Annotated in this window: 24 protein-coding genes and 1 riboswitch; of the genes, 12 read left to right on the forward strand and 12 right to left on the reverse strand. The window is 65.3% G+C overall.

Translation table 11 applies throughout. The features are described 5' to 3' along the window. Nucleotides 1-2: 2 nt before the first annotated feature. Nucleotides 3-1,706, reverse strand: a complete 1,704-nt coding sequence (gene kdpA, locus MRBLMA1_RS07825) for a potassium-transporting ATPase subunit KdpA (RefSeq protein WP_363735958.1) — start codon at nt 1,704-1,706, stop codon at nt 3-5. 12 nt (nt 1,707-1,718) lie between these two features. After that, a complete protein-coding gene (locus MRBLMA1_RS07830; RefSeq protein WP_363735959.1) occupies nt 1,719-1,808 on the reverse strand; it encodes a potassium-transporting ATPase subunit F in 90 nt (29 codons plus the stop codon). A gap of 559 nt (nt 1,809-2,367) precedes the next feature. Between MRBLMA1_RS07830 and MRBLMA1_RS07835 the strand changes: the two genes are divergently transcribed. Beyond that, on the forward strand, nt 2,368-3,432 hold the full coding sequence (locus MRBLMA1_RS07835; protein ID WP_363735960.1) for a type III polyketide synthase: 1,065 nt from the start codon (nt 2,368-2,370) through the stop codon (nt 3,430-3,432). Further along, nucleotides 3,429-4,541 carry an NAD(P)/FAD-dependent oxidoreductase gene (locus MRBLMA1_RS07840; protein ID WP_363735961.1) on the forward strand — a complete coding sequence of 371 codons (1,113 nt, stop codon included), beginning with the start codon at nt 3,429-3,431 and terminating at the stop codon, nt 4,539-4,541. Before MRBLMA1_RS07835 ends, MRBLMA1_RS07840 begins: the two co-directional genes overlap by 4 nt. On the opposite strand, the gene MRBLMA1_RS07845 is transcribed toward MRBLMA1_RS07840, so the two are convergent. Next, entirely contained in the window at nt 4,492-5,190 is a 699-nt protein-coding gene (locus MRBLMA1_RS07845; protein ID WP_363735962.1) for a methyltransferase domain-containing protein, read from the reverse strand. The two genes, MRBLMA1_RS07840 and MRBLMA1_RS07845, sit on opposite strands and share 50 nt — an antisense overlap. 59 nt (nt 5,191-5,249) lie before the next feature. Here MRBLMA1_RS07845 and MRBLMA1_RS07850 point away from each other — a divergent pair, with 59 nt between their 5' ends. After that, on the forward strand, nt 5,250-5,651 hold the full coding sequence (locus tag MRBLMA1_RS07850) for a DUF2147 domain-containing protein (RefSeq protein WP_363735963.1): 402 nt from the start codon (nt 5,250-5,252) through the stop codon (nt 5,649-5,651). Here MRBLMA1_RS07850 and MRBLMA1_RS07855 read toward each other — a convergent pair. The 5 genes from MRBLMA1_RS07855 to MRBLMA1_RS07875 form a co-directional block, all read right to left on the reverse strand. Then, nucleotides 5,614-6,525: a class I SAM-dependent methyltransferase gene (locus MRBLMA1_RS07855; RefSeq protein WP_363735964.1), complete on the reverse strand. Its 912-nt coding sequence runs from the start codon at nt 6,523-6,525 to the stop codon at nt 5,614-5,616. The genes MRBLMA1_RS07850 and MRBLMA1_RS07855 overlap by 38 nt on opposite strands. A gap of 62 nt (nt 6,526-6,587) precedes the next feature. Further along, nucleotides 6,588-7,868 carry an HD-GYP domain-containing protein gene (locus MRBLMA1_RS07860; RefSeq protein ID WP_363735966.1) on the reverse strand — a complete coding sequence of 427 codons (1,281 nt, stop codon included), beginning with the start codon at nt 7,866-7,868 and terminating at the stop codon, nt 6,588-6,590. A gap of 153 nt (nt 7,869-8,021) precedes the next feature. Then, nucleotides 8,022-9,470, reverse strand: a complete 1,449-nt coding sequence (locus tag MRBLMA1_RS07865; RefSeq protein ID WP_363735967.1) for an efflux transporter outer membrane subunit — start codon at nt 9,468-9,470, stop codon at nt 8,022-8,024. A gap of 10 nt (nt 9,471-9,480) precedes the next feature. Then, entirely contained in the window at nt 9,481-11,028 is a 1,548-nt protein-coding gene (locus MRBLMA1_RS07870) for a DHA2 family efflux MFS transporter permease subunit (RefSeq protein WP_363735968.1), read from the reverse strand. Then, nucleotides 11,025-12,176 carry an HlyD family secretion protein gene (locus tag MRBLMA1_RS07875; RefSeq protein WP_363735969.1) on the reverse strand — a complete coding sequence of 384 codons (1,152 nt, stop codon included), beginning with the start codon at nt 12,174-12,176 and terminating at the stop codon, nt 11,025-11,027. The genes MRBLMA1_RS07870 and MRBLMA1_RS07875 overlap by 4 nt, the downstream gene beginning before the upstream one ends. 94 nt (nt 12,177-12,270) lie before the next feature. Between MRBLMA1_RS07875 and MRBLMA1_RS07880 the strand changes: the two genes are divergently transcribed. Beyond that, a complete protein-coding gene (locus MRBLMA1_RS07880; protein ID WP_363735970.1) occupies nt 12,271-12,702 on the forward strand; it encodes a MarR family winged helix-turn-helix transcriptional regulator in 432 nt (143 codons plus the stop codon). A 249-nt stretch (nt 12,703-12,951) separates the two neighbouring features. Here MRBLMA1_RS07880 and ilvD read toward each other — a convergent pair whose 3' ends face one another. Then, nucleotides 12,952-14,805 (reverse strand): dihydroxy-acid dehydratase, encoded by a 1,854-nt coding sequence (gene ilvD / locus MRBLMA1_RS07885; protein WP_363735971.1) that lies wholly within the window; start codon nt 14,803-14,805, stop codon nt 12,952-12,954. 99 nt (nt 14,806-14,904) lie between these two features. On the opposite strand from ilvD, the gene MRBLMA1_RS07890 reads away from it, so the two are divergent. Further along, nucleotides 14,905-15,807: a LysR family transcriptional regulator gene (locus MRBLMA1_RS07890; RefSeq protein ID WP_363736866.1), complete on the forward strand. Its 903-nt coding sequence runs from the start codon at nt 14,905-14,907 to the stop codon at nt 15,805-15,807. Between the two features lie 15 nt (nt 15,808-15,822). Here MRBLMA1_RS07890 and MRBLMA1_RS07895 read toward each other — a convergent pair whose 3' ends face one another. The 3 genes from MRBLMA1_RS07895 to MRBLMA1_RS07905 all read right to left on the reverse strand — a co-directional run bounded on the left by MRBLMA1_RS07895 (nt 15,823) and on the right by MRBLMA1_RS07905 (nt 17,990). Beyond that, entirely contained in the window at nt 15,823-15,972 is a 150-nt protein-coding gene (locus MRBLMA1_RS07895; RefSeq protein ID WP_363735972.1) for a hypothetical protein, read from the reverse strand. Between the two features lie 173 nt (nt 15,973-16,145). Continuing rightward, nucleotides 16,146-17,327, reverse strand: coding sequence for an acetyl-CoA C-acyltransferase (locus tag MRBLMA1_RS07900; RefSeq protein WP_363735973.1), 1,182 nt, complete (start codon nt 17,325-17,327; stop codon nt 16,146-16,148). Nucleotides 17,328-17,480: 153 nt separating this feature from the next. Then, on the reverse strand, nt 17,481-17,990 hold the full coding sequence (locus MRBLMA1_RS07905; protein ID WP_363735974.1) for an MgtC/SapB family protein: 510 nt from the start codon (nt 17,988-17,990) through the stop codon (nt 17,481-17,483). A 335-nt stretch (nt 17,991-18,325) separates the two neighbouring features. After that, a riboswitch (cobalamin riboswitch) is annotated at nt 18,326-18,515 on the forward strand. Between the two features lie 192 nt (nt 18,516-18,707). Between MRBLMA1_RS07905 and MRBLMA1_RS07910 the strand changes: the two genes are divergently transcribed. From MRBLMA1_RS07910 to cobU, 7 genes are read left to right on the forward strand one after another with little or no spacing between them, the layout of a single operon-like run. Beyond that, entirely contained in the window at nt 18,708-19,115 is a 408-nt protein-coding gene (locus MRBLMA1_RS07910) for a DUF1636 domain-containing protein (protein WP_363735975.1), read from the forward strand. Then, the gene (gene cobT, locus MRBLMA1_RS07915) at nt 19,112-20,128 is read left to right on the forward strand and encodes a nicotinate-nucleotide--dimethylbenzimidazole phosphoribosyltransferase (protein WP_363735976.1); all 1,017 of its coding nucleotides are present in this window, start codon (nt 19,112-19,114) and stop codon (nt 20,126-20,128) included. The genes MRBLMA1_RS07910 and cobT overlap by 4 nt, the downstream gene beginning before the upstream one ends. Further along, a complete protein-coding gene (locus tag MRBLMA1_RS07920) occupies nt 20,125-20,688 on the forward strand; it encodes a histidine phosphatase family protein (protein WP_363735977.1) in 564 nt (187 codons plus the stop codon). Before cobT ends, MRBLMA1_RS07920 begins: the two co-directional genes overlap by 4 nt. Then, nucleotides 20,685-21,395 carry an adenosylcobinamide-GDP ribazoletransferase gene (locus MRBLMA1_RS07925; protein WP_363735978.1) on the forward strand — a complete coding sequence of 237 codons (711 nt, stop codon included), beginning with the start codon at nt 20,685-20,687 and terminating at the stop codon, nt 21,393-21,395. Before MRBLMA1_RS07920 ends, MRBLMA1_RS07925 begins: the two co-directional genes overlap by 4 nt. After that, nucleotides 21,392-22,369, forward strand: a complete 978-nt coding sequence (locus tag MRBLMA1_RS07930; protein ID WP_363735979.1) for an aminotransferase class I/II-fold pyridoxal phosphate-dependent enzyme — start codon at nt 21,392-21,394, stop codon at nt 22,367-22,369. The genes MRBLMA1_RS07925 and MRBLMA1_RS07930 overlap by 4 nt, the downstream gene beginning before the upstream one ends. After that, a complete protein-coding gene (gene cbiB / locus MRBLMA1_RS07935) occupies nt 22,362-23,297 on the forward strand; it encodes an adenosylcobinamide-phosphate synthase CbiB (RefSeq protein WP_363735980.1) in 936 nt (311 codons plus the stop codon). Before MRBLMA1_RS07930 ends, cbiB begins: the two co-directional genes overlap by 8 nt. Nucleotides 23,298-23,302: 5 nt before the next feature. Next, on the forward strand, nt 23,303-23,806 hold the full coding sequence (gene cobU, locus MRBLMA1_RS07940) for a bifunctional adenosylcobinamide kinase/adenosylcobinamide-phosphate guanylyltransferase (protein ID WP_363736868.1): 504 nt from the start codon (nt 23,303-23,305) through the stop codon (nt 23,804-23,806). Nucleotides 23,807-23,826: the final 20 nt, after the last annotated feature.

Below are 23,826 nucleotides of genomic sequence, written 5' to 3' on the forward strand. Positions count from 1 at the left end.
CCTTAAAAGAGCTGGCCATGGATCATCGCGAGATGATCCGCGATGGGGCCAAGGGCGAGGCCGGGCAGGAAGGTGAGGCCGCCGACGATCAACACGATGCCGACCAGCAACCCTGTCCAGAGCGGTCCCGTGGTGGGGAAGCTGCCCGCGGTTTCCGGCGTGTATTTCTTCGCCGCCAGTCCGCCGGCGATGGCCAGCATGGGTATGATGACGAAGAAGCGCCCGACCCACATCGCCACGCCCATCAGGCCGTTGTAGAAGGGCGTATTGGCGGAGATGCCGGCAAAGGCCGACCCATTGTTGGCGACCGCGCTGGTGAAGGCGTAGAGGATCTCGCTGAACCCGTGCGGTCCCTTGTTGAGCGGCCCCGCAAGACCAGCCGGCAGCACGCTCGCCAGCGCGGTGAAGACCAATATCACCAGCGGCAGCACGGCGATGGCGAGAACGGCGAGCTTCACCTCCCGGCTCTCGATCTTCTTGCCGACATATTCCGGGGTGCGGCCGACCATCAGCCCGGCGACGAATACGGCGAGGATGGCGAACAGCAGGAAGCCATATATGCCCGCGCCGACGCCGCCGACCACGACTTCGCCCAACTGCATGTTGAACAGCGGGACCAGGCCGCCGAGAGCGGTGAAGCTGTCATGCATGGCATTGACCGCGCCGCAACTCGCCGCCGTGGTGATGACGGAGAAGAGGGCGGAGGCAGCGATGCCGAACCGCACCTCCTTCCCCTCCATATTGCCGCCGGGCACCCCCAGATGGTGGAGGATGGGGTTGCCCGCCGCCTCCTGCCAATAGGTGACAGCTACGCCGGCGAGGAACAGGACCATCATCGCGGCAAGGATGGCCCATCCCTGGCGCACATTGCCGACCGCCTTGCCGAAGGTGTAGGTGAGGCCAACGCCGATTGCGAAGATCGAGAGCATCTGCACGAAATTGGTGATGGCGGTCGGATTTTCGAACGGGTGGGCGCTGTTGGCGTTGAAGAAGCCGCCGCCGTTGGTGCCCAGTATCTTGATCGCCTCCTGCCCCGCGACCGGGCCCAGGGCGAGGGTCTGCTTCGCGCCTTCCAGCGTCGTGATGTCGATCGACCCCGCCAGCGTCTGTGGCACGCCGCTCGCCATGTAGAAGATGGCAAGCACGACGGAGAGCGGCAGCAACAGGTAGAGCGTCACCCGCACCGTATCGGCCCAGAAATTGCCGATGGTGGCGCTGTTCCGTCGCGCAAAACCGCGGAACAAGGCGAATGCGAGCGCGATGCCGGTCGCGGCGGAAAGGAAATTATGGAGGGTGAGCGCCAGCATCTGGCTGAGGTTCGACATGGTCGATTCCCCCGAATAGCTCTGCCAGTTGGTGTTCGAGGTGAAGCTGATCGCGGTGTTGAAGGCGAGATGCTCGTCAATCGCGCCCAGATGCTGCGGGTTGAACGGCAGCATCGCCTGCATCCGCAGCAGCGCGTAGGTGAGGAGCAGTGTTGCCGCGTTGAAGATCAGCATGTGCACGGCATAGCGACGCCAGCCCTGCTCCTCCTGCGGGTCGATGCCGCAAAGGTGGTAGAAGCCGCGCTCGACCGGGCCGAGCACGGCATGAAGCGGCGTACGGCGCCCTTCGTACAGCGCGAACAGCCACAGGCCGACGGGCTTTACCAGGACAAGCAGCAGGCCGACAAAGGCCGCGATCAGCAGCCATCCCTGAAAGGTCATGAAACGCCCTCCCTAAAAGCGTTCAGGCCGCGCAAGCACGGCGACCAGATAAAGGAGAAGGCCGATGGCAGTGAGCCCGGCGAGCCAGAGGTCGATGGTCATGACGCCACTCCTCACGCCCGCTCGCACAGCGCGGCATAGCCGAGGCTGGCGACGAGAAGGAGGAGGATCAGGCCGATCCAGAGCATGTCTTGCATAAGAAAACTCCCGCAGCCGAATCTGTCGCGCAGGGGTGCGGGACGGGCTATCGTCTGTCGCGGGTCAATTAGGGCATGGCGGCGTTTGAAATCGAGACAGGGGAAATGAGCGAGACATAGAAATTGCGTATGAAAATGATCCGCTTCGCACCGCCGCCCGCACAGCGGCTCATGCCCTTCACTGCGGGGCATTGCCCGGCACGGCGTCATGGATCGAGCAACGGGATGGCGGATATGGCGCCGTCATTGCAGATGGAAGGGAACGGTTCTTGTCCGGTGCGATTGTTGACTATGGCTGACAACCGTTCCTGCCGCGTGCACCAATGCGCCCATTGCGGCGTCCGGCCCGATCCGATCTTCCGGCGGCGCAAGATGCAGGTTCAGGGCAGAGGGAAAGGCTGCCGCGGTCGACTGATTTTCCCGACCTTGATGCTTTTACCGGCTGCAGGAGACAAACTGATACAATGACCGACACGCGTGCTCGCATCAACGCCATCGGGTGCGCCGTGCCCACGCTGGACATGCATGCACCCTTCGTCCGATGGGCGACGGGGCAATTGGACGACCTGCACGAACGACGGCTGTTTCAGCGCATGGCGGAGCGATCCGGCATCGAACATCGCTGGTGCGTGCTGCCGTCTACGGCAGACGGCGGGTCGCCGGTCGACCCTGGCGGCTTCTATGCGGGCGAAATGCCGCCGACCTCGCTGCGCATGCGCTGCTACGCAGATCACGCCCCCCGGCTGGCGATGGAGGCGATTGCCCGATTGAAGGCGCAGGTACCGGTCGAGGGGATCAGCCATCTTGTGGTGGCAAGCTGCACCGGCTTCGTCGCTCCCGGCATCGATCAGATCATTGCCGAGCGGCTGGGCCTGTCCGATGTCGAGCGGACCCTGGTCGGCTTCATGGGCTGCTATGCCGCCGTTGCGGCGTTGCGCACGGCGCGGCATATCGTCCGGTCGGAGCCCGATGCGCGGGTGCTGGTGGTGACGGTCGAACTGTCTTCCCTGCATTTCCAGCCGGAACGGAAGATCGAGCGGCTGTTGATGATGCTCCAGTTCGCGGATGGCGCGGCGGCCGCGCTGGTGACGGGCGCTGGCGCGGGGATTGCGATTGACCGGCCATTCTCGCTCAACCTCGCCGACTCGGCGGAACTGATCCGCTGGGACATAGGCGATAGCGGCTTCATCATGCATCTGTCCGGCGAGGTGCCGGGGCGCATCCAGGCGGCGCTGGCCGATCCTGCGGTGCGTCGCCGCCTCTGGGGCAATGAGGATATGGCGGCGATAGAGCGATGGGCGGTGCACGCCGGCGGCCGGTCGATCCTGGACGCGGTGGAGCAGGGACTGGACCTTGGCAGGGATGCCCTGGCGCCGTCACGGAGCGTACTGGCGCGGTTCGGGAACATGTCGTCTTCCACCCTGATGTTCATCCTGCACGACATGCTGGAGGGCGTGGGGCAGGGAGTGGCGCTCGCCTTCGGACCGGGATTGGCGGCGGAGGGATTTCGTTTCGAAGGACTGGCATGACGACGCGCTTGCCCGCGCTGGTCGTCGGTGGCGGGCCGGCGGGCGCGGCGGCGGCGATCGCCCTTGCACAGGCGGGGGTGGAGGTGCAGATCATCGACCGCCAGAGCGGCCCCCATGATAGCGTGTGCGGTGGCTTCCTTGGCTGGGATGCCTTGGCGGCATTGGGCGATCTGGGTCTCGACGCGCACCTGTTGGGCGCGCGGCCGATCCAGCGATTGCGCCTGTTGGCGGACGGCCGGCATCTGGAACTGCCGCTGCCCTATGCGGCGGCGGGGCTGTCGCGGCGCACGCTGGACGAAGCACTGATCGGCCGTGCGGCGCAGGCTGGAGTTGTCATCCGGCGCGGCCGGGCAGTGCGTGCCGCCGATCCCGCAGAGCGCTCCATCCGGCTGGACGATGGCGAACATCTGAAGGGAGACGCACTGTTCCTGGCGACGGGCAAGCATGAATTGCGCGGATTGGCCCGCGATCTTGCCCGGTACCGGGAGGCGCCCTGCGTCGGGATACGCGCAACCCTTCCCGGCGGTGCGGACCTGGCGGGCGTGATCGAGATGCATCTGTTCGACGGCGGCTATGCAGGGTTGCTGTTGCAGGAGGATGGCTCCGCCAATTTCTGCCTGTCCGTTGCGCGGGACCGCCTGTCGGATGGCGTCCCGGAGCTGATCCAGGCCATCATGAAGGAAGCGCCGCATCTGGCCGATCGCATGGCTGGAAAAATGCCGCACTCTTTCGAGGCGATTGCTGGCGTACCCTATGGCTGGCGCGCGGCGGCGAATGTGCCGGGCATCTTCCGCATCGGGGATCAGGGCGCGGTGATCGCTTCCCTGGCAGGGGACGGCATCGCCATCGCGCTCCACAGCGGGGCAAGTGCGGCGCAGGCCTATCTGCGCGGCGGTGCGGAAGTGGCGATGGATTGGCAGGAAGAATGGCGCCGTCGCAGCCGCCGGCCGCTGGCGATTGCCGAAGCGTTGCGTCACGGGGCGGCGGGACCATGGGGGCGCGGGATGCTGATGCAGTTGCTGCGCCGGGTGCCGGCCCTTGGTGCTCAGGCCGCGCTGTTCACCCGCATATCCGCTCCACGCACAGGCGGAAGGAAAAGCGGCGGATGATCCGGACATCGTCCAGGCTTACGCCCGCCTGGGGCAATATTTCCGCCCAGTCGCCGGGACGGAAGGACCGGGCGATCGATAGCTGACCATCCTCGCGGACGATGCGGTGGACGCGCAGCAGGCGCGCGAGCAGCGGAAAGCCCCAATAGGCAAAGCCATGCCGGTGCAGGTCGCAGATCAGCCACCCCATGCGCGCTTTCGCCTCCATATGGCGCAGGAACGTCATCAACTGCGCGTCCGTCATATGATGCGTCACCTGGCTGGAGATGATGAAGTCGAATTGTTCGGGCTGGTCCAGATAGTCGCCGGCGCGATAGTCGATGATGAGGTCGGGCGGCGTGGCCCGACGAGCCGCGGCAAGACTCTTTTCATTGAGGTCGACGCCAATGAGTTCCGCTTCGATGCCCCGCCGCCGTGCCCAGCGCGCAACGGCACGCAGGACGTCGCCGTCGCCGAAGCCGACGTCGAGCAGGCGGAAATGCCGTGCCGAACCGATTGCGCGGTTCAGGAAGGCGATGGTGGGCCACGCGGTGAACGTCCAGCGGTTCACGCGCGCCAGATCGTGCAGCACGCGCTCATAGACGGCGGGATCCAGGTCTGGCGCGTCCATCTGCTCTTCCTGCCGCGAACGGATCGAAAGATCTGCCATAAGCCCTCTCTTCTTTGCCTGCATCATAGCATATCTTCATGGGCGTGGAGGTGCATGCCATGGGATTATTCGCCGCGTTCCTGCTCCTGACGGCCGGAGTCCAGCCAGCGTCCGTAGAGGGGCAATGGCTGACGGAGGATCGGAAGGGCGTGGTGCAGATCGCGCCATGCGGGGGACAGATGTGCGGACGGATCGCGCGGGTACTGGACAGGGGACCGGGCGTGCCGGCGACCGACATCAACAATCCTGAGCCGAAATTGCGCGGGCAGCCGATATTGGGCCTGCTCACCCTATGGGGTTTCCGCCGTGTCGGCGCGATGTGGAAGGATGGGCGCGCCTATGATCCCAAATCGGGGCGCAGCTACCGCGCGACGCTGGGGTTGAACCCGGATGGAACGCTCAAGCTGACGGGTTGCGTATTGTTCATCTGCCAGTCGCAGCGCTGGACGCGGGTGCGTTAGAGGGATTTTCAAGCGATGGAACCGATCGCTGGTCCGCACCCTTTTCCCAAAGGAAAATGCCATAGCGCATGGCGCCTGTGCGAAGCGCGAGGATCAGGCGCGGCAAACTGAGGATGAAGTCGCGGCTCCGGGTACGGGGGTTGAAGGCGAGGCTTCGCAGCATCGGATCGTGGATCATCGCCAGCACCAGGCGCCGCAGGCAGATGGTCCAGGTGCGGCGCACGCGAACGCTTGCATCCTCATAATCGCGTAGGACGAACCCCGCTTCGGCCGCAAGCGCCTGATAGTCCGCCCGGCTACCCATGCTGGGCAGCCGCCCTTCGCGACAGATGGGATGCAGGAGGTGGCGGACCTCCCATGGCCGCGCTCCTTCGCCCTCCAGCCAGGCGCAGACGACCAGCCGCCCGCCGGGCCGCAATATCCGCGCAGCCTCCGTGAAAAAGCGGGTCTTGTCGACCATATGTTCGGAACTTTCGATCGCATAGGCGCCGTCGAAACCCGCATCGGGCAGTTCATTATGCAGCCAGTCGCGACGCAGGCAGGTGAAGCGGAAGAGCGCGCGCGCTTTTGCAACATTCTCCTGCGCGGCGGAAAGGGTGAGGCCCAGGATATGGACATCGTGGCGGGCGATGATCCGGGCGGCGGTGGCACCATAGCCGCACCCTATGTCGCACAGCGTCTGCCCCGGTTCCGGCGCCAGACGGGCCTCCACCTGCGCAACCAGCGCTTCGGCCGCCTCGGCGGGACTTTCACGTCCCGTCCGCCAGTAGCCATGATGGACATGCTCGCCCCAGATCCGCCGGTAGGCGAGGTCCAGTTCGTCATAATGAACGGCGACGCCCGCCGCGGTAGAGGGGCTGTCCGGTACGATCATGCCGCTTGTATCACCCGCCGAACCGGCAGGCGCAACGGATTTTCAGAAGCGAGGTCGCGCCTTCACCCCGCCGCCAGCAGCTTCGCGCTGAGCGCGGGCCATTCGGTCATATCCCAGCCTTCGGGCGTTTCGCGGGTGATGATCTGGTCCGCACCGAAGCAGTTGGCAAGATCGATATCCTCGGCCTTCACAAAGCCGCGGTCGGAGAGGCAATAGAAGGGCCGCACCACCGGCAGCGTCAGATCGTCCGCATTCTGCTCCACCACGATCGCCAGCCGGTGCGAGCGCAGGCGAACCAGCGATCCGACCGGATAGATGCCGACCGCCCGCTGAAATGCCTGGAAGATTTCGGGGTCGTAGAGCGTCTGCGCCTCATCCAGCATCAGCAGGGTGCGGGACGGGTCTTCGCCATGGCGGTGGATGCGGTTGGACGTCATCGCGTCATAGGTGTCGCAGATCGCCGCCATGCGGGCGAACCGTCCGATTTCCTCGCCCTTCAGCCCATGGGGATAGCCGCTGCCGTCCAGCCGCTCATGATGATGAAGGCAGACGTCCAGCACGGCGTCGGGCATTTCTCCGCCCAAAGCCAGAAATTCATGGGCCAGCGTGGTGTGGCTCTTCACCACCTCCCACTCCTCCGGCGTGAGCGGATTGTCCTTGTCCCAGGTTTCCTGCGGCACATGGCCCATGCCGACGTCCATCAGCAATCCGGCAAGCCCGGCCTGCTGCACCTCCTCGGGAGAAAGGCGGAGCTGCTGCGCCAGGCTGATCATCAGGGCGCAGACCGACAGGGCGTGGAGATAGAGATATTCGCTCGTGTTCTTGAGCCGCGTCACGGCCATGAAGGCATGAGGGTTACGCTGGATGGAACTGGAAATCTCGTCGATCATCGACTCAAGCTTGTTGAGCTTGATCGCATTGCCCAGCCGGGAGTCGTCGAAGATCTTGTGCATCGCGCGCACGGACTTGCGGACGAGGCGGTTCGCGTGAACCATCTCTGCCTTGGTCGAAAGCCGGTCCTTCGACAGTGGATCGAAGGGACGGCTGACAGGAGCCGGCGTGGCGCGCCGGGCTATGGTTGCGCCTGCGCGGCCGAACGGGCGGTCGCGCAGGTCGTTCGCCGGTGCGCGGGGTACGGCTGGCGTTTCCCTGGGTTTCAGGTCAGCGCCGCGCGTCGTGTCGATCTGTACCCATTCGACCTTGCTCGCCTTCAGGTTTTCCAGCTGATCGGCGTCCTCCAGCAGCATTCGGCTCTTCCAGAAGGGGTGGGAGAACCAGGACCCTTCCATCTTGTGGAGGAACATGCCCAGCTCGACATGCTCGGTACGAATTCTTTTCAACATGATGATGCGCGGCCCCGAGTTGAGAGTCCGTCCTGTCTGAACCGAAGCGCGCTTCTCCGTACGTGCCGGGCCCCCTCCCGGACGGGTCGCGCTCTCATCCAGACGATATGGACTTCCAGAAAGGCATTTCGCCCCTAAAGCCTTGCGGAAAGGTTAAATTCCTGATTGCCAGCCCAGGCCAAGCGCCTTTTGCAGGGCGATATAATCCGCCGTCATGGCCGCTGTTCCCTGCGTCAGCGCCTGTGCCGCCGACAGGCTCTGCCGCTCCGCGTCGAGAAGCTGAATACGCGTGGCCGTTCCGGCGTCGAAACGCTGGCGTGTCAGCGCGGCGGTGCGGTCGGCCGAAGCCTTGGACCGGGCAGCGCTGGCGACACTCAGCCGACGGGCGCCGAAGCGGGAAAGCGCATCCTCGCTGTCGCGCAGGGCGTTGAGCACTGCCTGCCGATATTGCGCGGCCGCCTCGTCCCGCACGCCTTCGGCCTGGCCCACGCGGGCGGCGTTGCGGCCGAAATCAAGGAAGCTCCAGCTCAGGCGTGGCATGGCGATGGCCGCCAGCGTACCGAGATCGACCAGATCGCCCGGATTCGTGCCGCCGATCCCGATCAGGCCCATGAAGCTGAGGCTGGGAAAACGCGCCGCTTCCGCGACGCCGATCCTGGCGGTGGCGGCCGCGAACTGGCGTTCCGCCGCACGAATGTCGGGACGGCGTTTCAGCAGCGCAGCCGGATCGCCGACGGCGACCTGCGCGGGAGGCAAGGGCACGGGGGCGAGCGTGGCCAGCATGCCGTCAAGCGCGCCGGGCGCTTCCCCGGCGAGCGTGGCCAGCGCGTTCAGATAGGCGTCGCGCTCCGCACTGAGCGGCAGCAGCGCTGCGTCGCTCTGCTCCAACTGGTTGCGCTGCTGTTCCACCTCCAGCGCGGACGCAGTGCCCTGGGCACGGCGCTGCTCCGTCAGGCGCAGCATCTCCTGCTGCCGGGCCGTGGCCTGCTGTGCGAGGGCGATCCGCTGCTGGCGATCGCGCAGATTGACATAGGCCTGGGCGATTTCGGCGGTCAGGCTGACCTGCGCGTCGGCGACATTGGCTTGCGCCGCCTCGAACTGCGCCCGTGCGGCCTCCATGCCGCGTCGCCGGCCGCCCCACAGGTCGATCTCCCAACTCGCGTCGAAGCCGAGATTATAGAAGTTGAGCGACTGGCTGTCGCCACCGTCGGAACTTCCATCGTTCGAACTGCCCAGGTTGACGCCGGGAACGTCGGCATGGACGTAGATGGCGGATGCATTGACCTTGGGAAGGGTGTTGGCGCGCTCTGTCCGCAGGGCGGCGCGGGCCTGCCGCACCCGCGCCTCCGCCACGGCCACGCCCGGATTGGCGGCAAGCGCGCGGGTTTCCAGCGCGTCGAGAACCGGATCTGCCAGCGCCGTCCACCAGTTCGCCGCGGCCGGTGCCTGCGGGCTGATGTCAGCGGGCGTCCTGGCGAAATTGGCGGCCGGGCTGACGGGCCTGGCCGCTTCCGGTCCATGATAATCCGGTCCGGCGGTGCAGCCAGCCAGGATCAGCAGGGGAAGGGCCGCCGAGAAAAGGACTTTCGGGGGGAAACGCATGGAACCAGCCTCAATGCATCGCGATCGCTTGCCCCTTGGGCAAGGGACGCAGGAACAGCACCAGCGGCAACACGGCAATGATGCCGACCGCCAGCATCGTGAAAATGTCGTTATAGGTCATCACCAGCGCTTCCCGCTGGATCGTGCCCGCCAGCGAGCGAAGCGCGGCGTCCTGCCCGCCCAGCGAATGGGCCAGGCCACCGATATAATCCTGCACTTGCCCGCTATTGGCGCTCAGGCTTTCCTCCATGCGGCGGCTGTGCAGCCAGCTTCGCTGGTCCTGGATGGTGGCGATGCCCGCCAGCGCCAGCGATCCGCCCAGATTGCGAACGGCGTTGAACAGCCCGGCGGCATCGCCTGCATCCTCGGGCGGAACTGCTGCGATCGCGGCCTGGTTGAGGAAGAGGAAGCCGAACACGTTGCCGATGCCCCGCAGTAATTGCGACTCGACGAAATCATGACCCACCGCCTGATTGGTCAGCACCGTGTCGATCCCGCAGCTTGTCGCCATCACAAGCAGGCCCGCGCCAACGGCGATGCGTATGTCGAGATGCCGGATCAGCAGCGGGGTGAGCGGCATCAGCATCAGGCTGGGAATGCCCGACAGAAGGACGATCCGTCCCGATTGCAGCGCATCATAGCCGGCGATCGCCGCCAGAAACTGCGGAATGATGAAGGCGGTGCCGTAGAGCATCATGCCGATGACCAGCCCCATCAGCGCAACGGCGCCAAATTGCCGGTCCAGCAGCAGCTTCAAGCGGATGACCGGCCTTTTCGCGAAATATTGCCCCGCGAACAGCAGGATGAAGCCGATACCGCAAATGATCGACATCAGGACGATCTCCCGGCTCTGGAACCATTGTTCCCGCTGTCCCTCCTCCAGCACGATGGTAAGACCGCCCAGTCCCAGCGCCATGCCCGCAATGCCGAGCCAGTCGGCCTGCCAGAATTCGCTGGGGCGCGGCTTTTGATGCGGCATCGTCACCAAAAGCAGAGTGATGAGCAGGATGCCCACGGGCAGGTTGAGGAAGAAGGCATAGTGCCAGCTTATATTCTCCGTCAGCCATCCACCGACCAGCGGGCCGAGCACGGGGCCCAGAATGGCGGTGACCCCGAACAGCGCATTGCCGATCGGCTGCTGGGAACGGGGCAGGCGGGTGGCGATGATCGTCATCGCCGTCGGAATCAACGCACCGCCGGTAAAGCCCTGGCCGACCCTGCCGATGACCATTGTCGTCAGATCGCCCGCCATGCCGCAGAGCATGGAAAAGCCGGTGAACAGAAAGGCGGCGGTGAGCAACAGGGTGCGTAGCCCCAATAGTCGTTCCAGCCATGCCGCCAGCGGAATGATGATGATTTCCGCGACCAGATAGGATGTCGCGATCCAGGTGCCCTCCGTGCCGCTGGCGCCGATTTCGCCCTGGATCGTGGGCAGTGCGGAATTGACGATGGAAATGTCCAGCGTCGCCATCATTGCGCCTAGGCTGCCTGCGATGACGGCCAGCCATGCGGCGGCGTCGGCGCGTTCGGGCGCGGTCGTATAGACAGGGGCGTTCATCGCTCGGTCCGGGCGTTATGCCGCTCCTGCTCCCGCCGGATTTGGGCGGCGGCATTCCTGGCCGAGCGGGTGTCGACGGACACTTCGACCGACATGCCTGGAACCAGCAGTTTTCGGGTCTCAGGCCCCGCGCTTATGGCGATGCGAACCGGTATGCGCTGGACGATCTTGGTGAAATTGCCGGTGGCATTCTGCGGCGGCAGGATCGAGAACTGGGCGCCGGTGCCGGGCGCGATGCTGGCGAGCTTTCCTGGCAGTTCAACCCCCGGCAGTGCATCCACCTCGATAGTCACGGGTTGGCCGACGCGCATCAACCCCAGTTGCGTTTCCTTGAAATTCGCCTCGACATAGAGGCTGGCCTTGGGGACCAGCGTCATCAGGCGGCTGGCGGCCTGGACGAACTGGCCCTGCCTGACGCTCTTGTCGCCGATCCGGCCATCGGCTGTTGCCCGCAAAATGGTCGCTTCCACATTGGTGTTGGCGGCCGAAAGTTGTGCGCGTGCAGCCTCGCCCTGTGCCTGGGCCTGTCGGACCTGTGTCTCCAGCGTGGCGATCCGCTTCTGGGCGCCGTTCAGCGTCGCGCGGGCGGCGGCCGCCCTTGCCCGCGCCTGCGTGGCCTGGTTCTGAAGCTCCGACAGGCGTTCGCGCGTCTCTGCGCCGCTCGCCGCCAGCGGGCGATAGCGCTCCACCTCGCTCGCGGCGAAGCTTGCGCTGGCATTGGCGGCATTGAGATCAGCCTCGGCCTGGGCGATGGCGGCCCGTTGCTCGGCCATCTGGGCGACGACGCCAGCCGCATTGGCCTTGGCCAGGTCGATCTGCGCCACGGACTGGGCCGCCTGCGCCCGGTAATCGCGCGGATCGATCTGCGCGAGGGGCTGGCCTGCCTTCACATCCTGATTCTCGGCGACAAAGACGCGGTCGACATAGCCCGAAACCTTGGGGGCAATGGTGATCGAATCGGCCTGGATATAGGCGTCATTGGTCGATTCCTGATATTTGCCGAAGGTTTCGAAGCGGATGAACCACAGCACGCCGCCGCCGATCAGCGCGAGAGCCACCAGCAGCAGGATCAGGCGGACACGCGGACTTTTGAGCGGGGAAGGCCGGCTCTGGCCCGAGTCGTCGGCCGTGCTGGGGGAAGAAGCCATTGTTTCGGAATTCATAGGGGAGCCTGCTGCATTCAATTCCGTTTCATATGCTCGCACTTGCACTATAGCGCAATACCATTTATTGAGGTTCCTCATGAATGGTGCAGACGAACAGCTACTGACGGACCTGTTTCGGTTGATCACACTGATCCGCCGGTCCTTCGACCGTGCCATGACCGGGCAGGGGGCTTCGCTGGCCCAGACCAAGATATTGATGTGCATAAAGGCGCAGAATGGATCGGCGCGCGCCGCCGATATCGCGGAAATGATGAATCTGGCGCCGAGGACGGTGACGGAGGCATTGGACGGACTGGAGCGCGAGGGTCTGATCCTGCGCGTGCCCGACAGGGATGATCGGCGGGTGAAGCGGCTGGCGATCACCCCTGCAGGGGAGGCGGCGGTGACCGTGACCGAGCCCCTTCGTATCGAACTTGGAGCGAAGCTGCTGAAGCCCCTGACCCCATCGGATCGTCGCCAATTTCATGCTGCACTGCAAAAACTATTGCAGGGACTGGCCGATAGCTGACCTTTTGATTTCCGTGAGATTCTCTGTTAGCATTGCTCCGCCTGACCGGCCAAGATCCGGCGGCGAGGGAGAGTGCGATGGAGCGTATGCATTACAGCATGTGCCAATGCAGCGTCGGACTGCTGAGCCTGTTCAGCGCGTCGGCACTGCTGTTGACCGGCACGGTCTACATCCTGCTTCACTGATCGCTCGTGTATGAGCAGTCTCAAGGTCGCGCCGCATCGCTGAATGCGGCGCGCAGTTCGGTTATCAATCCTTCTCTACCTGACCCACGTCCCGCACCGCGCCGCGCGCGGCATTGGTGGTGAGCGCTGCATAGGCGCGCAGGGCGGGCGAAACATTGCGCTTCCGCCCAAATGGCTTCCATGCCTTGGCGCCGCGTGCCTCCATTTCCACCTTGCGGGCGGCGATGACGGCGTCATCCAGGTCCAGCTTGATCAGGCGATTGGGAATATCGATGAGGATGGGATCGCCGGTCGCGACCAGGGCGATCAGGCCGCCCTCTGCCGCTTCCGGCGAGACATGCCCGATCGACAGCCCCGACGTGCCGCCCGAGAAACGTCCGTCGGTGATGAGTGCGCAGGCCTTGCCCAGACCCTTCGATTTCAGATAGCTGGTCGGATAGAGCATTTCCTGCATGCCAGGGCCGCCCTTTGGCCCTTCATAGCGGATGACGACGACATCCCCGGCCTTCACCTCATTGCCCAGGATGCCGGCGACCGCAGCGTCCTGGCTTTCATAGACGCGGGCGGTGCCGTGGAAGGTCAGGATGGATTCGTCCACCCCAGCCGTCTTCACGATGCAACCCTCCGGCGCGATATTGCCGAACAGCACGGCGAGGCCGCCATCCTTGGAGAAGGGGTGCTCCGCGCTGCGGATGACGCCGGTCTCGCGATCCGTGTCCAGTTCCTCCCAGCGGGCGTTCTGGCTGAACGCCTGGGTCGTGCGGACGCCGCCGGGCGCCGCCCGGAAGAAGTTGCGCACCTCCTCGCTGTTGGTGCGGCCGATGTCCCAGCGATTGAGCGCGTCGCCCAGTGTCGGCGCATGGACGGTGGGCAGGCTCGCATCGACCAGTCCGGCGCGCTCCAGTTCACCCAGGATCGCCATGATGCCGCCAGCGCGATGGACATCCTCCATATGCACGTCGTTCTTGGCCGGCGCGACCTTGCAGAGGCAGGGAACGCGCCGAGACAGGCGATCGATGTCCGCCATGGTGAAATCCACCCCGCCTTCATAAGCGGCGGCGAGCAGGTGCAGCACCGTGTTCGTGGAACCGCCCATGGCGATGTCCAGGCTCATGGCGTTCTCGAACGCGGCGAAGGTGGCAATGTTACGGGGCAGGGCCGACGCGTCGTCCTGCTCGTACCACCGCTTGGCCAGATCGACGATGGTACGGCCTGCTTCCAGGAACAGCTTTTCCCGGTCGGCATGGGTGGCGAGCGTCGATCCGTTGCCCGGCAGCGACAGCCCCAGCGCTTCGGTCAGGCAGTTCATCGAATTGGCGGTGAACATGCCGGAACAGGAACCGCAGGTCGGGCACGCCGACCGCTCGATCACCTTCACCTCCTCGTCAGTGTAGCTGTCGTCCGCCGCGACTACCATGGCGTCGACCAGGTCCAGCGCGACGATCTTGCCGCGCAGTTCGGTCTTGCCGGCCTCCATCGGGCCACCGGAAACGAAGATGGTCGGAATGTTGAGGCGCATGGCGGCCATCAGCATGCCCGGCGTGATCTTGTCGCAGTTGGAAATGCAGACCAGCGCGTCGGCGGTGTGGGCGTTCACCATATATTCGACGCTGTCCGCGATCAGATCCCGGCTGGGCAGCGAATAAAGCATGCCGTCATGACCCATGGCAATGCCGTCGTCGACCGCGATGGTGTTGAATTCCTTGGCGACGCCACCCGCAGCCTCGATCTCCCGCGCGACGAGTTGGCCCAGATCCTTCAGGTGCACATGCCCCGGCACGAACTGCGTGAAGCTGTTGGCGATGGCAATGATGGGCTTGCCGAAATCCTCATCCTTCATGCCGGTGGCGCGCCAAAGGCCCCGCGCGCCCGCCATGTTGCGGCCGTGGGTGCTGGTGCGTGAACGATAATGCGGCATGGTCTGTCCTCGGTTTTTCTCCTGCCGTCATACGCCGTTGCGAGCAGGTTGTGAAATATATTGCAGCCATGCTATAAAGTCGCAGGATGAATGAATAAAATGGATCTGCGCCAGCTCAACCATTTCCTTGCCGTGGCAGAGGAATTGCATTTCGGTCGTGCCGCTGAGCGGCTGGGCATGACGCAGCCGCCACTCAGCCAGTCGATCATGGCATTGGAACGCGAACTGGGTGCGCCTCTCTTCATCCGGACAAAGCGTCAGGTGGCGATGACTCCCTTCGGCCGCCAATGGCTGGAACATGTCCGGCCGGCGGTGGGCGCCGTGACCGATCTGGCTGCCGTGGCGCGGCACTTGCGGGCAGGGACGGTCGGGCGACTGGCCCTGTCCTTCGTCAGTTCGGCTGACTACAGCATTCTGCCTGAACTGGTGAGGCGCTATGCCCATGCCTTTCCAGAGGTGGACATGACACTGATGGAAGCGACGAGCGACGTTCAGGTGGAGGCGTTGGTCGAAGGGCGAACGGACGCGGGGTTGCTGATCCCGCCTGCCTCCGGCCTGCCCGCCGCCATCGACTATCGCCCGTTGCTGAGAGAGCCGCTGGTGGCGGCCGTGCCGGAAAATTGGGCGGAGGACGGGCGTCTGCCGGTCAAGGACGGCAGGTTGGCCGGGGAGGACTGGCTTGACCAGCCGCTGCTGCTTTTCCCGCGGCATGTTTCGCCCACCTTCCACGACCTGGTCGTCGACCATTATCGGGCCATGGGACGGGAACCCCATGTGCGCCAGCGGGCGATCCAGATGCAGACGATCATCAGCCTCGTGTCCGCCGAAATGGGAATGGCACTGGTTCCCGCCTCGCTCCGCAATCTGGCGCGAACGGGCGTTCGCTACCTGCCGTTGGCGGACGAGGCGCCTGTGTTGGAAACGGGCCTGGCATGGCGCGGGGCGGACGAGGCTCCGACGCTGCGCGCCCTTGTGCGGATCGCTCTGAGCCCGGACGGGTAGGATGGGAGACGACGCTCAGCCTGCCCTGGCGGCGAAAGGCGGGCTGGACAAGGGAATCATCGGCGCCGTTTCTTGCAATCCGGTCCTGACGATGATCAGCCTTTCATGGCCTGCGCGGACATTGGCGAAGTTCCTGCCCATCCAGGCGGGAATATGTTCGAGCATCGACTTGCTCCATGGCTCTGGTCACCGACTGAAGAGAGAATTTCAGTTGCGCGCAGGACGTTCCATGGCGGCGTGTTGCGCCATGGAAGCATTCAGAACCAAAGAGACATGGGTTGGAAAAGATACCGTCCGGGCGGACGGGGCCGATCCTTCAATATTTCCTTCCCTCTCGCCTACAGTATTTCGAGGGCGACGGCGGTCGCTTCGCCGCCACCGATGCAGAGTGCCGCCACGCCCTTTTTCAGGCCTCTCGCCTTCAAGGCCGCCACCAGCGTGGCAATGATCCGCGCGCCGCTAGCACCGATGGGATGCCCCAGCGCAGTGGCGCCGCCATTGACGTTGATGCGGTCGTGCGGGATGTCGAGGTCGCGCATCGCGATCATCGCGACGGCGGCGAATGCCTCGTTGACTTCGTAGAGGTCGACCTCACCAGAGGACCAGCCAGCCTTATCTAGCACCTTGCGGATCGCGAAGACCGGGGCCGTCGTGAACAGCGCGGGAGCATGGGCATGGGCTGCGGTGGCGACGATGCGCGCTTCTCTTGCGAGGCCCAGCTTCTCCGCGACGTCGGAACGGGTCAGCACCAGCGCGGCCGCGCCATCCGAGATGGAGGCGGAGGACGCCGCCGTGATCGCGCCGTCCTTGGCAAAGGCAGGCTTCAGGGAAGGAATCTTCTCGGGCCTGGCATTGCCGGGCTGCTCGTCCTTGTCGACCTGGACCTCGCCGCCACGCGTCCGGACCGTCACCGGAACAACTTCCCCAGCGAAGGCGCCGCTGGCGATCGCGGCGTTGGCGCGAGCGAGGCTCTCGACCGCATAGGCGTCCATCTCCGCGCGCGTGAACTGATAGTCGCGGGCCGTATCCTCGGCAAAGGCGCCCATGGGCTTGCCGCGGTCATAGGCGTCCTCCAGCCCGTCCATCATCATCGTGTCGATGATCCGGTCATGGCCGATGCGCGCGCCGGAGCGATGCTTGGACAGGGCATAGGGTGCATTGGTCATGCTCTCCATGCCGCCCGCAATGACGATATCGACGGTTCCCGCGCTCAGCGCTTCTGCGGCCATGATCGCCGCCTGCATGCCGGAACCGCACATCTTGTTGACGGTGGTCGCTTCGACGGACTGTGGGAGACCTGCGCCAAGCGCCGCCTGTCTGGCGGGCGCCTGCCCAAGCGCGGCGGGCAGGACGCAGCCCATATAGATGCGGTCAATGGCTTCCGGCGCGGCACCCGAACGCTCGACCGCCGCCTTTACCGCCACGGCGCCCAGTTCCGGCGCGGAAACGCCGGAAAGCGCGCCTTGAAAGCCACCCATCGGGGTGCGGGCATAGCCGGCGATGATGATATCCTTGCTCATTGCTCTTTCCTCAAGCGGTTCGGGAGCGAACCCTGCACCATATCATGGCGCGAATCGCAACAAGGGTTTCCGCCCGCGTCGCTCGCCTCTTCTCCTATCGCGACCATGCGCGCAACGGAGGTGTCGCTGAAGGCGGCGATGCGGTGGGGCCCTTCAGCCGTTACGCTTGGGGACCGTCGACCCCCGACGATTGGGCATGGTGACGGAACCGCTTTCCGGGTCGTCCGCCTTCTTCTCGCGCCGACCCATGCGCTTTTCGATCAGGAGGAGCAGGGACAGCAGGACCAGCGCGATCAGCGATCCTGCAAGCACGAGCACATATTGGCCGGCTCCTGCCGTGATCCCGACGGCTGCCGCCATCCACAGGCTGGCGGCCGTCGTCATGTTGCGCACATCGCCGCCGCGCACGAAGATGAGGCCACCTGCAATGAAGCCGATTGCCTGGGCAAGACCCTGAACGACGCGGATCGGATCGCTGTCCTGATGGGCTTCCGCCAGTTCCAGTGCTGACAAAGTCAGCATCGCCGAACTCAGCGACACCAGTCCATGGGTACGCAGGCCCGCATCATGACCGTGACATTCCCGCTCAAATCCCAGCGCAAGGCCCAGCAGGGTTGCGAGCAAAAGGCGGATGAGCGTGGTACCGAAATCATTGGCCAACATGGCCATAATACACGCGAAGGAAACTTGCCGTTCCATCCATGGCGACGAATTCGACAAGCCGCGTTCGCTATGGGATGTTAACGGTCGTCGCTGTCGGAAGAAACATGTGCAATCAGGCCGTTGACCCGCATTTCATTTTCAGCGGTGCATGCGAACAACTGACAGAACCAATCCATCCATCGCGTCAGAATCGCCATGGTTCCTCTCCCTCATTACGTGCGATGATAGCAGTTCGGGCGAGTGAAGAGAAGTGTAACCATCGCAAATCGGCGCACCGCTGCGGGTCGGTGAATTCTTCGCCTTTTACGACCTTGCGATCGGGCGAATGCAGTCTTATCAGCGCCAGTGCGACAGGTTCCCCGTCAGGGGATGAAAAGGGAAGTCGGGTGGAACGCCCGCGCTGCCCCTGCAACTGTAAGCGGCGAGCGATCCAGCCATCGCGCCATTGGAACCAAAGGTTTCGAGAAGGCGGCCGGAAAGCGTCGACCCGTGAGCCAGGAGACCTGCCTGACGCGGTCGTTCTTCGGCCGGACAGGGTGTGCCGGACGAACGGGGATATCCTCGCCGAGCGACAGTCATCGCCTTGCCGGCGCGGCCGTGCAGGGGAGTCCTGTCGCCTGCCCGATGCCGGCCAGTCCTCTCCCGCGCGGTTCCCGACAGGGCATATGCCGTCGGGGCTGGAGGATATGATATGACTTTTTTGCGGGACCATCGCTGATGTTGCGGCCTGTGGGGCCTGGGGCTTCGGTGGTCGTTTGTTCGACCTGCCGCCTTTCGGCGGAACAACGGGAGGATGCGGCGGGGCGGCGGGGCGGCGCCTTGCTGGCGCAGGCGATGCAGAAGATACGCGACGGCGATTCCGCCTATGCGGGCATCGCCGTGCAGGACATGCCCTGCCTCTTCGCTTGTCAGCGCCACTGCACGGTGCATGTGCGCGGGACCGGCAAGGTCGGCTATGTGCTGGGCGATTTCACTCCGGATGAGGACGCCGCGCGCGCGATCCTCGATTATGCCGTGCGCCATGCCGAAAGCGAAGAGGGCGTGGTGCGCTATGCCGAATGGCCGCAGGGCGTTAAGGGGCATTTCATCGTCCGGACGCCGCCCGAAGGTTTTGTCTGCTCATGATCCGGTTCAGCGACAGCATGGCCTTTGCCGTGGCGCTGAAGGATTTGCCGGCTCCGGATGCAGAGTTCATCGATGCCGCAGCGGCGCGGCAGGCCATATTGACGAAGCCCGCCGGTTCCTTGGGGCGACTGGAGGAAATCGCCCTGTTCATGGCTGGCTGGCAGGGCCGGGAGCGGCCTGTGGCGGAGCGCCTCCGCGCCGCGATCTTCGCGGGCAATCATGGCGTGGTCGCGCGGGGGGTCAGCGCCTATCCCGCCGAGGTGACCGCGCAGATGGTGGCGAATTTCCGTCATGGCGGAGCGGCAATCAATGCGCTGGCCCAGGCCTGTGGGGCGGAACTAACCGTGGTCGCGATCGATCTGGACAGGCCTACGGGCGACATCTGTGTCGAGGCCGCCATGAGCGAGGCCGATTGCCTGGCCGCGATCAATGCGGGCGCGGCGGTGGTGGAAGCGGGGCTGGACCTGCTGCTGCTGGGCGAAATGGGCATTGCCAACAGCACGCCGGCCGCGGCGCTCTGCGCCCAGGCATTCGGCGGTCCGGCGGGTCATTGGATCGGGCGCGGCACGGGCGTGGACGGCGAGGGATTGATACGCAAGGCCGATGCGGTGGAGCGGGCACTCGCCGTGCATGGAGGGCAGTGCATCAATGCGTTCGAAACCCTGCGGCGACTGGGCGGGCGAGAGATCGCGGCGCTGGCCGGAGCGGTGTTGGCGGCGCGAATGCGGCGCGTTCCCGTGATGCTGGACGGGTTTATCGGTTGCGCGGCGGTCGCGCCGCTGGCGAAGGATAATCCGGCGATCACCGGCCACTGCCTGGCGGCCCATCTGTCGGCGGAGACAGGGCATCAGCGACTCCTGGCTGCGCTGGCCTTGGAACCTTTTCTGCGGCTCGACATGCGGCTGGGCGAGGGAAGCGGTGCGGCGGTCGCGGCGCAGATCGTCCGCTCCGCCCTTGCCGCGCATCGGGACATGGCGAGCTTTGCCGAAGCGGCGGTGGCCAGCGCCCTGTGAGCGCCTTTTCCCTCCATCTGATGCGGCATGGCGCGCCGCAGCTTGCCGGGCGTCTGCTCGGTCATCTGGACGCACCGCCGGAAACGGAGGGCATCGCCCTCTGCGTCGAGCGGGCGCGGGGGCTGGATTTCGCCCGGCTGGTGACATCGGACCTCGCCAGAGCGCGAGTGCCGGGCGCCGTCATCGCGGCGGAGCGCGGAATCGAACACCGGGTGGATGCGCGCTGGCGGGAGTTGAATTTCGGGGATTGGGAGGGGACGGACCCCACGAGCCTTCCGGCGGACGACCTGGCGCGATTTTGGGATGATCCGGATCGATTTCCGCCGCCGGGTGGGGAAAGCTGGACTGGCCTCTGCACCCGGATCGGCGAGGCGCTGAGCGCATCTGGTGAGCCGGCGCTGGTGGTTTGCCATGCCGGGGCGATGCGGGCGGCGCTGGCCGTGCTGTGCGGCTTTGACGTGAGGCAGGGATGGGCGGTGGATCTGCCCTATGGCGCGATTTTGAGCCTGCGGGTTTGGCCGGAGAGCCGGTCGGCACAGATTATGGGCCTGATCACATGAAGCGGCTGGTCCTGGCCATGCAATTGATGACGCGCCTGCCATTGCCCGCCCTGAATGTGGATGAGCATGATTTCGCGGCCGCGATCCGCTGGTTGCCGGCAACCGGCATGGCGGTCGGCCTGATCGTGGCGGGCGGCGCCGGGCTGGGGATGCGGATCGATCCATGGGTGGGCGCTCTTTCCGGACTGGTGGCCTGGGTCGCGGTGACCGGCGCGCTGCATCTCGACGGACTGGGCGATATAGCAGATGCGGCAGGGGCAGCGCATGGCGGCCGGACGCGCCTGTCCGCCGTGCTGGCCGATCCGCATATCGGCAGCTTCGGCGCGGTCGCCATCGGTCTGCAACTGCTGGCCAAGCTGGTGCTGTTGCGGTCGTGGTTGGAGAGCTTTCCACTTTGGATGCTCGCTGTCGTGGCGATGGTGGCGCGTATCGGACCGTTATTCTGGACGCGCTGGTTGCCGCCGCTTCACGAAGGGCTGGCGAGCCGCTTTCGCGCAGGCTGGCGGCCGGAACCGTGTGTCCTCTGGTCGATGCTGGCGCTGGTGGCGTGTCTTCGGGAACCCGCCCTTTTGGCGGCGATCCCATTGATTCCGCTCTGGGGACTATGGTTGCGGTCCCGGGTCGGCGGCATTTCAGGTGACGGGCATGGCGCGGGCATCGAATTGCTGGAAAGCGCGCTGTTGCTGGCGATGGTGTCGGCGCGATGAGCGCCTTCACATCCCACGGCGGCCGCCTGGCTGATGCGCGCGCCCTTTATGGCGGCGATGACTGGATCGACCTTTCGACCGGGATCAGCCCGTTCACATGGCCTGGGGGCGATCATCTGGCCGTCGACTGGCGGCATTTGCCCGATCCGCATGATCTGGCGGCGATGGAGGCAATGGCGGCGGCCTGCTTCGGGGTTCATCCCGACCATCTTTGCACCCTGCCGGGCAGCGAGGCGGGATTGCGGCTGGTCGGACGGATGCTGGACATGCCCGGCCGCTGGCTGGTGCCCAGCTATCGCACCCATGGGGAGATTTTCGCCCAGGGCGCCCCCATGCGCGCAGGGGAGGAGCCGCCCCGCGAAGCTATGGCGCTGCTGCTGGCCAATCCCAACAACCCTGATGGCCGCATCCTGCCGCCAGCCCGCCTGCTGCAATGGCTGGATCGGCTGGAAGATGCCGGAGGATGGCTGATCGTTGACGAGGCCTATGCGGACGCGGTGCCGGCATGCAGCCTGGCGGGCATGGTGGGGGACGAGCGGCGGCTGATCCTGTTGCGGTCCTTCGGCAAGTTCTTCGGGCTGGCCGGGGTGAGGCTGGGCTTTCTGCTCGGACCGCGGGCCGTTGTCGCGCAGGTGCGCCGGATGATGGGAGAATGGCCCGTTTCCGCGGCGGCGATCGCCTTTGGCACCGCGGCCTATCGGGACCGGAACTGGATCGACGAGACGGTCGTGACCCTGGAGGAGCAGGCGGCGAAGCTGGACGGCGTGCTGGCGCGGCATGGATTGCAGGGGCACGGTGGATGCCCGTTGTTCCGATTGGTGGAAGTGGATGACGGCCTGGCCCTGTTCGACAGGCTGGCGCGCCGATCAATCCTGACACGCCCCTTCGATGAGGACAGGCGCTGGCTGCGGCTCGGCCTCCCCGCCGATGCAGCTGCCCTTGCCCGACTGGACCAGGCTTTGGCCGATGTTTGAGCCGGTGGCTGTGACGGCGCTGATGATGGATGCGGGACTGGGCTGGCCAGGCTGGCTTCATGCGCGGATCGGCCATCCGGTGGGCGGCTTTGCCCGGATCATCGGCACTGTGGAGCGGCGATGGAACCAGGGTCGGTTGAACGGCCGCCTACGTCGCTGGACGGGACTTGCCCTCCTCTTGCTGTTGCTCGGCGCGGGAGGAGGCATGGGTCTGGCGCTGGAATGGACGATCCGCCGCTGGGGCGGCCCCTGGGCCTGGCTGGGGCTGGCGCTCGCCGCCTGGCCAGCGCTGGCGCAGAACAGTCTTTATGTCCATGTGCTGCCAGTTGTCCGCGCTTTGGAAAGAGGCGAACTGGATGCCGCGCGGCGGGCGGTGGCCCGGATCGTGGGGCGTGACACCGCGGCGCTGGATGAAGCCGGTGTGGCGCGGGCCGGCATAGAGAGCCTGGCGGAGAGCTTCTGCGACGGCGTCGTGGCGCCGCTTTTCTGGCTGTTGCTGCTCGGGCTGCCGGGAATATGGGCTTATAAGGCGGTCAATACGGCCGACAGCATGATCGGGCACAAGGAAGCGCCCTTCACCGATTTCGGCTGGGCCGCGGCCCGTTTCGATGATCTGTTGAACTGGGCGCCGGCACGGTTTTCGGGCGTCATCCTGTGCATCGCTGGCGGTGGCGGATGGGCCGTGCTGCGGCGGGATCGGCGGAGGCATGCCTCGCCCAATGCCGGATGGCCGGAGGCGGCGATGGCCGGTGTGCTCGGCATACGGCTGGCGGGGCCAGTCCAATATGAGGGCGTTCTGCACGACAAGCCGTGGATAGGGACGGGCGGAGAGGCGGACGTCCACAGCATGAGGACGGCGCTCGGCATCTACTTGCGCGCTTGCCTGCTGCTGTGGGTTCTGGCCGCGATATGGGAGAGTGTTGGATGAAGCGGATGCTGGTGCTGGGCGGATGTCGATCCGGCAAGAGCCGCTTTGCGCAGGAGCGATGCGAGGCTGTTGCTACTGGCGATCTGGCCTATGTCGCGACGGCGCAGGCCTTTGATCCGGAGATGGAGGAGCGCATCGCCCGCCATCGAAGCGAACGCGGAAACCGCTGGCGGACGATCGATGCGCCGATGGATCTGCCCTCCGCCCTGTCGGAAGCGGCGCTGCGGGCCGACGCCGTGATGGTGGATTGCCTGACGCTCTGGCTGACGAATCTGATGCTGGCGCAAGCGGATGTGGCGAAGGCGCGGGCTACGCTGGCCGAGGCGATTGCGGCCTGTCCCCTCCCTGTCGTTCTGGTGAGCAATGAGGTGGGTTTGGGGATCGTGCCGGACAATGTTCTGGCCCGTCGGTTTCGCGATGAGTCAGGATGGCTGAACCAGCAGATGGCAGCCCTGTGCGATGAGGTCATATTGATGGCGGCCGGACTGCCGCTGAGGCTGAAAGGGTAGGACATGCCGGCGCCTTTCGC

The organism is Sphingobium sp. LMA1-1-1.1 (genome assembly GCF_040676365.1).
GTDB lineage: Bacteria > Pseudomonadota > Alphaproteobacteria > Sphingomonadales > Sphingomonadaceae > Sphingobium.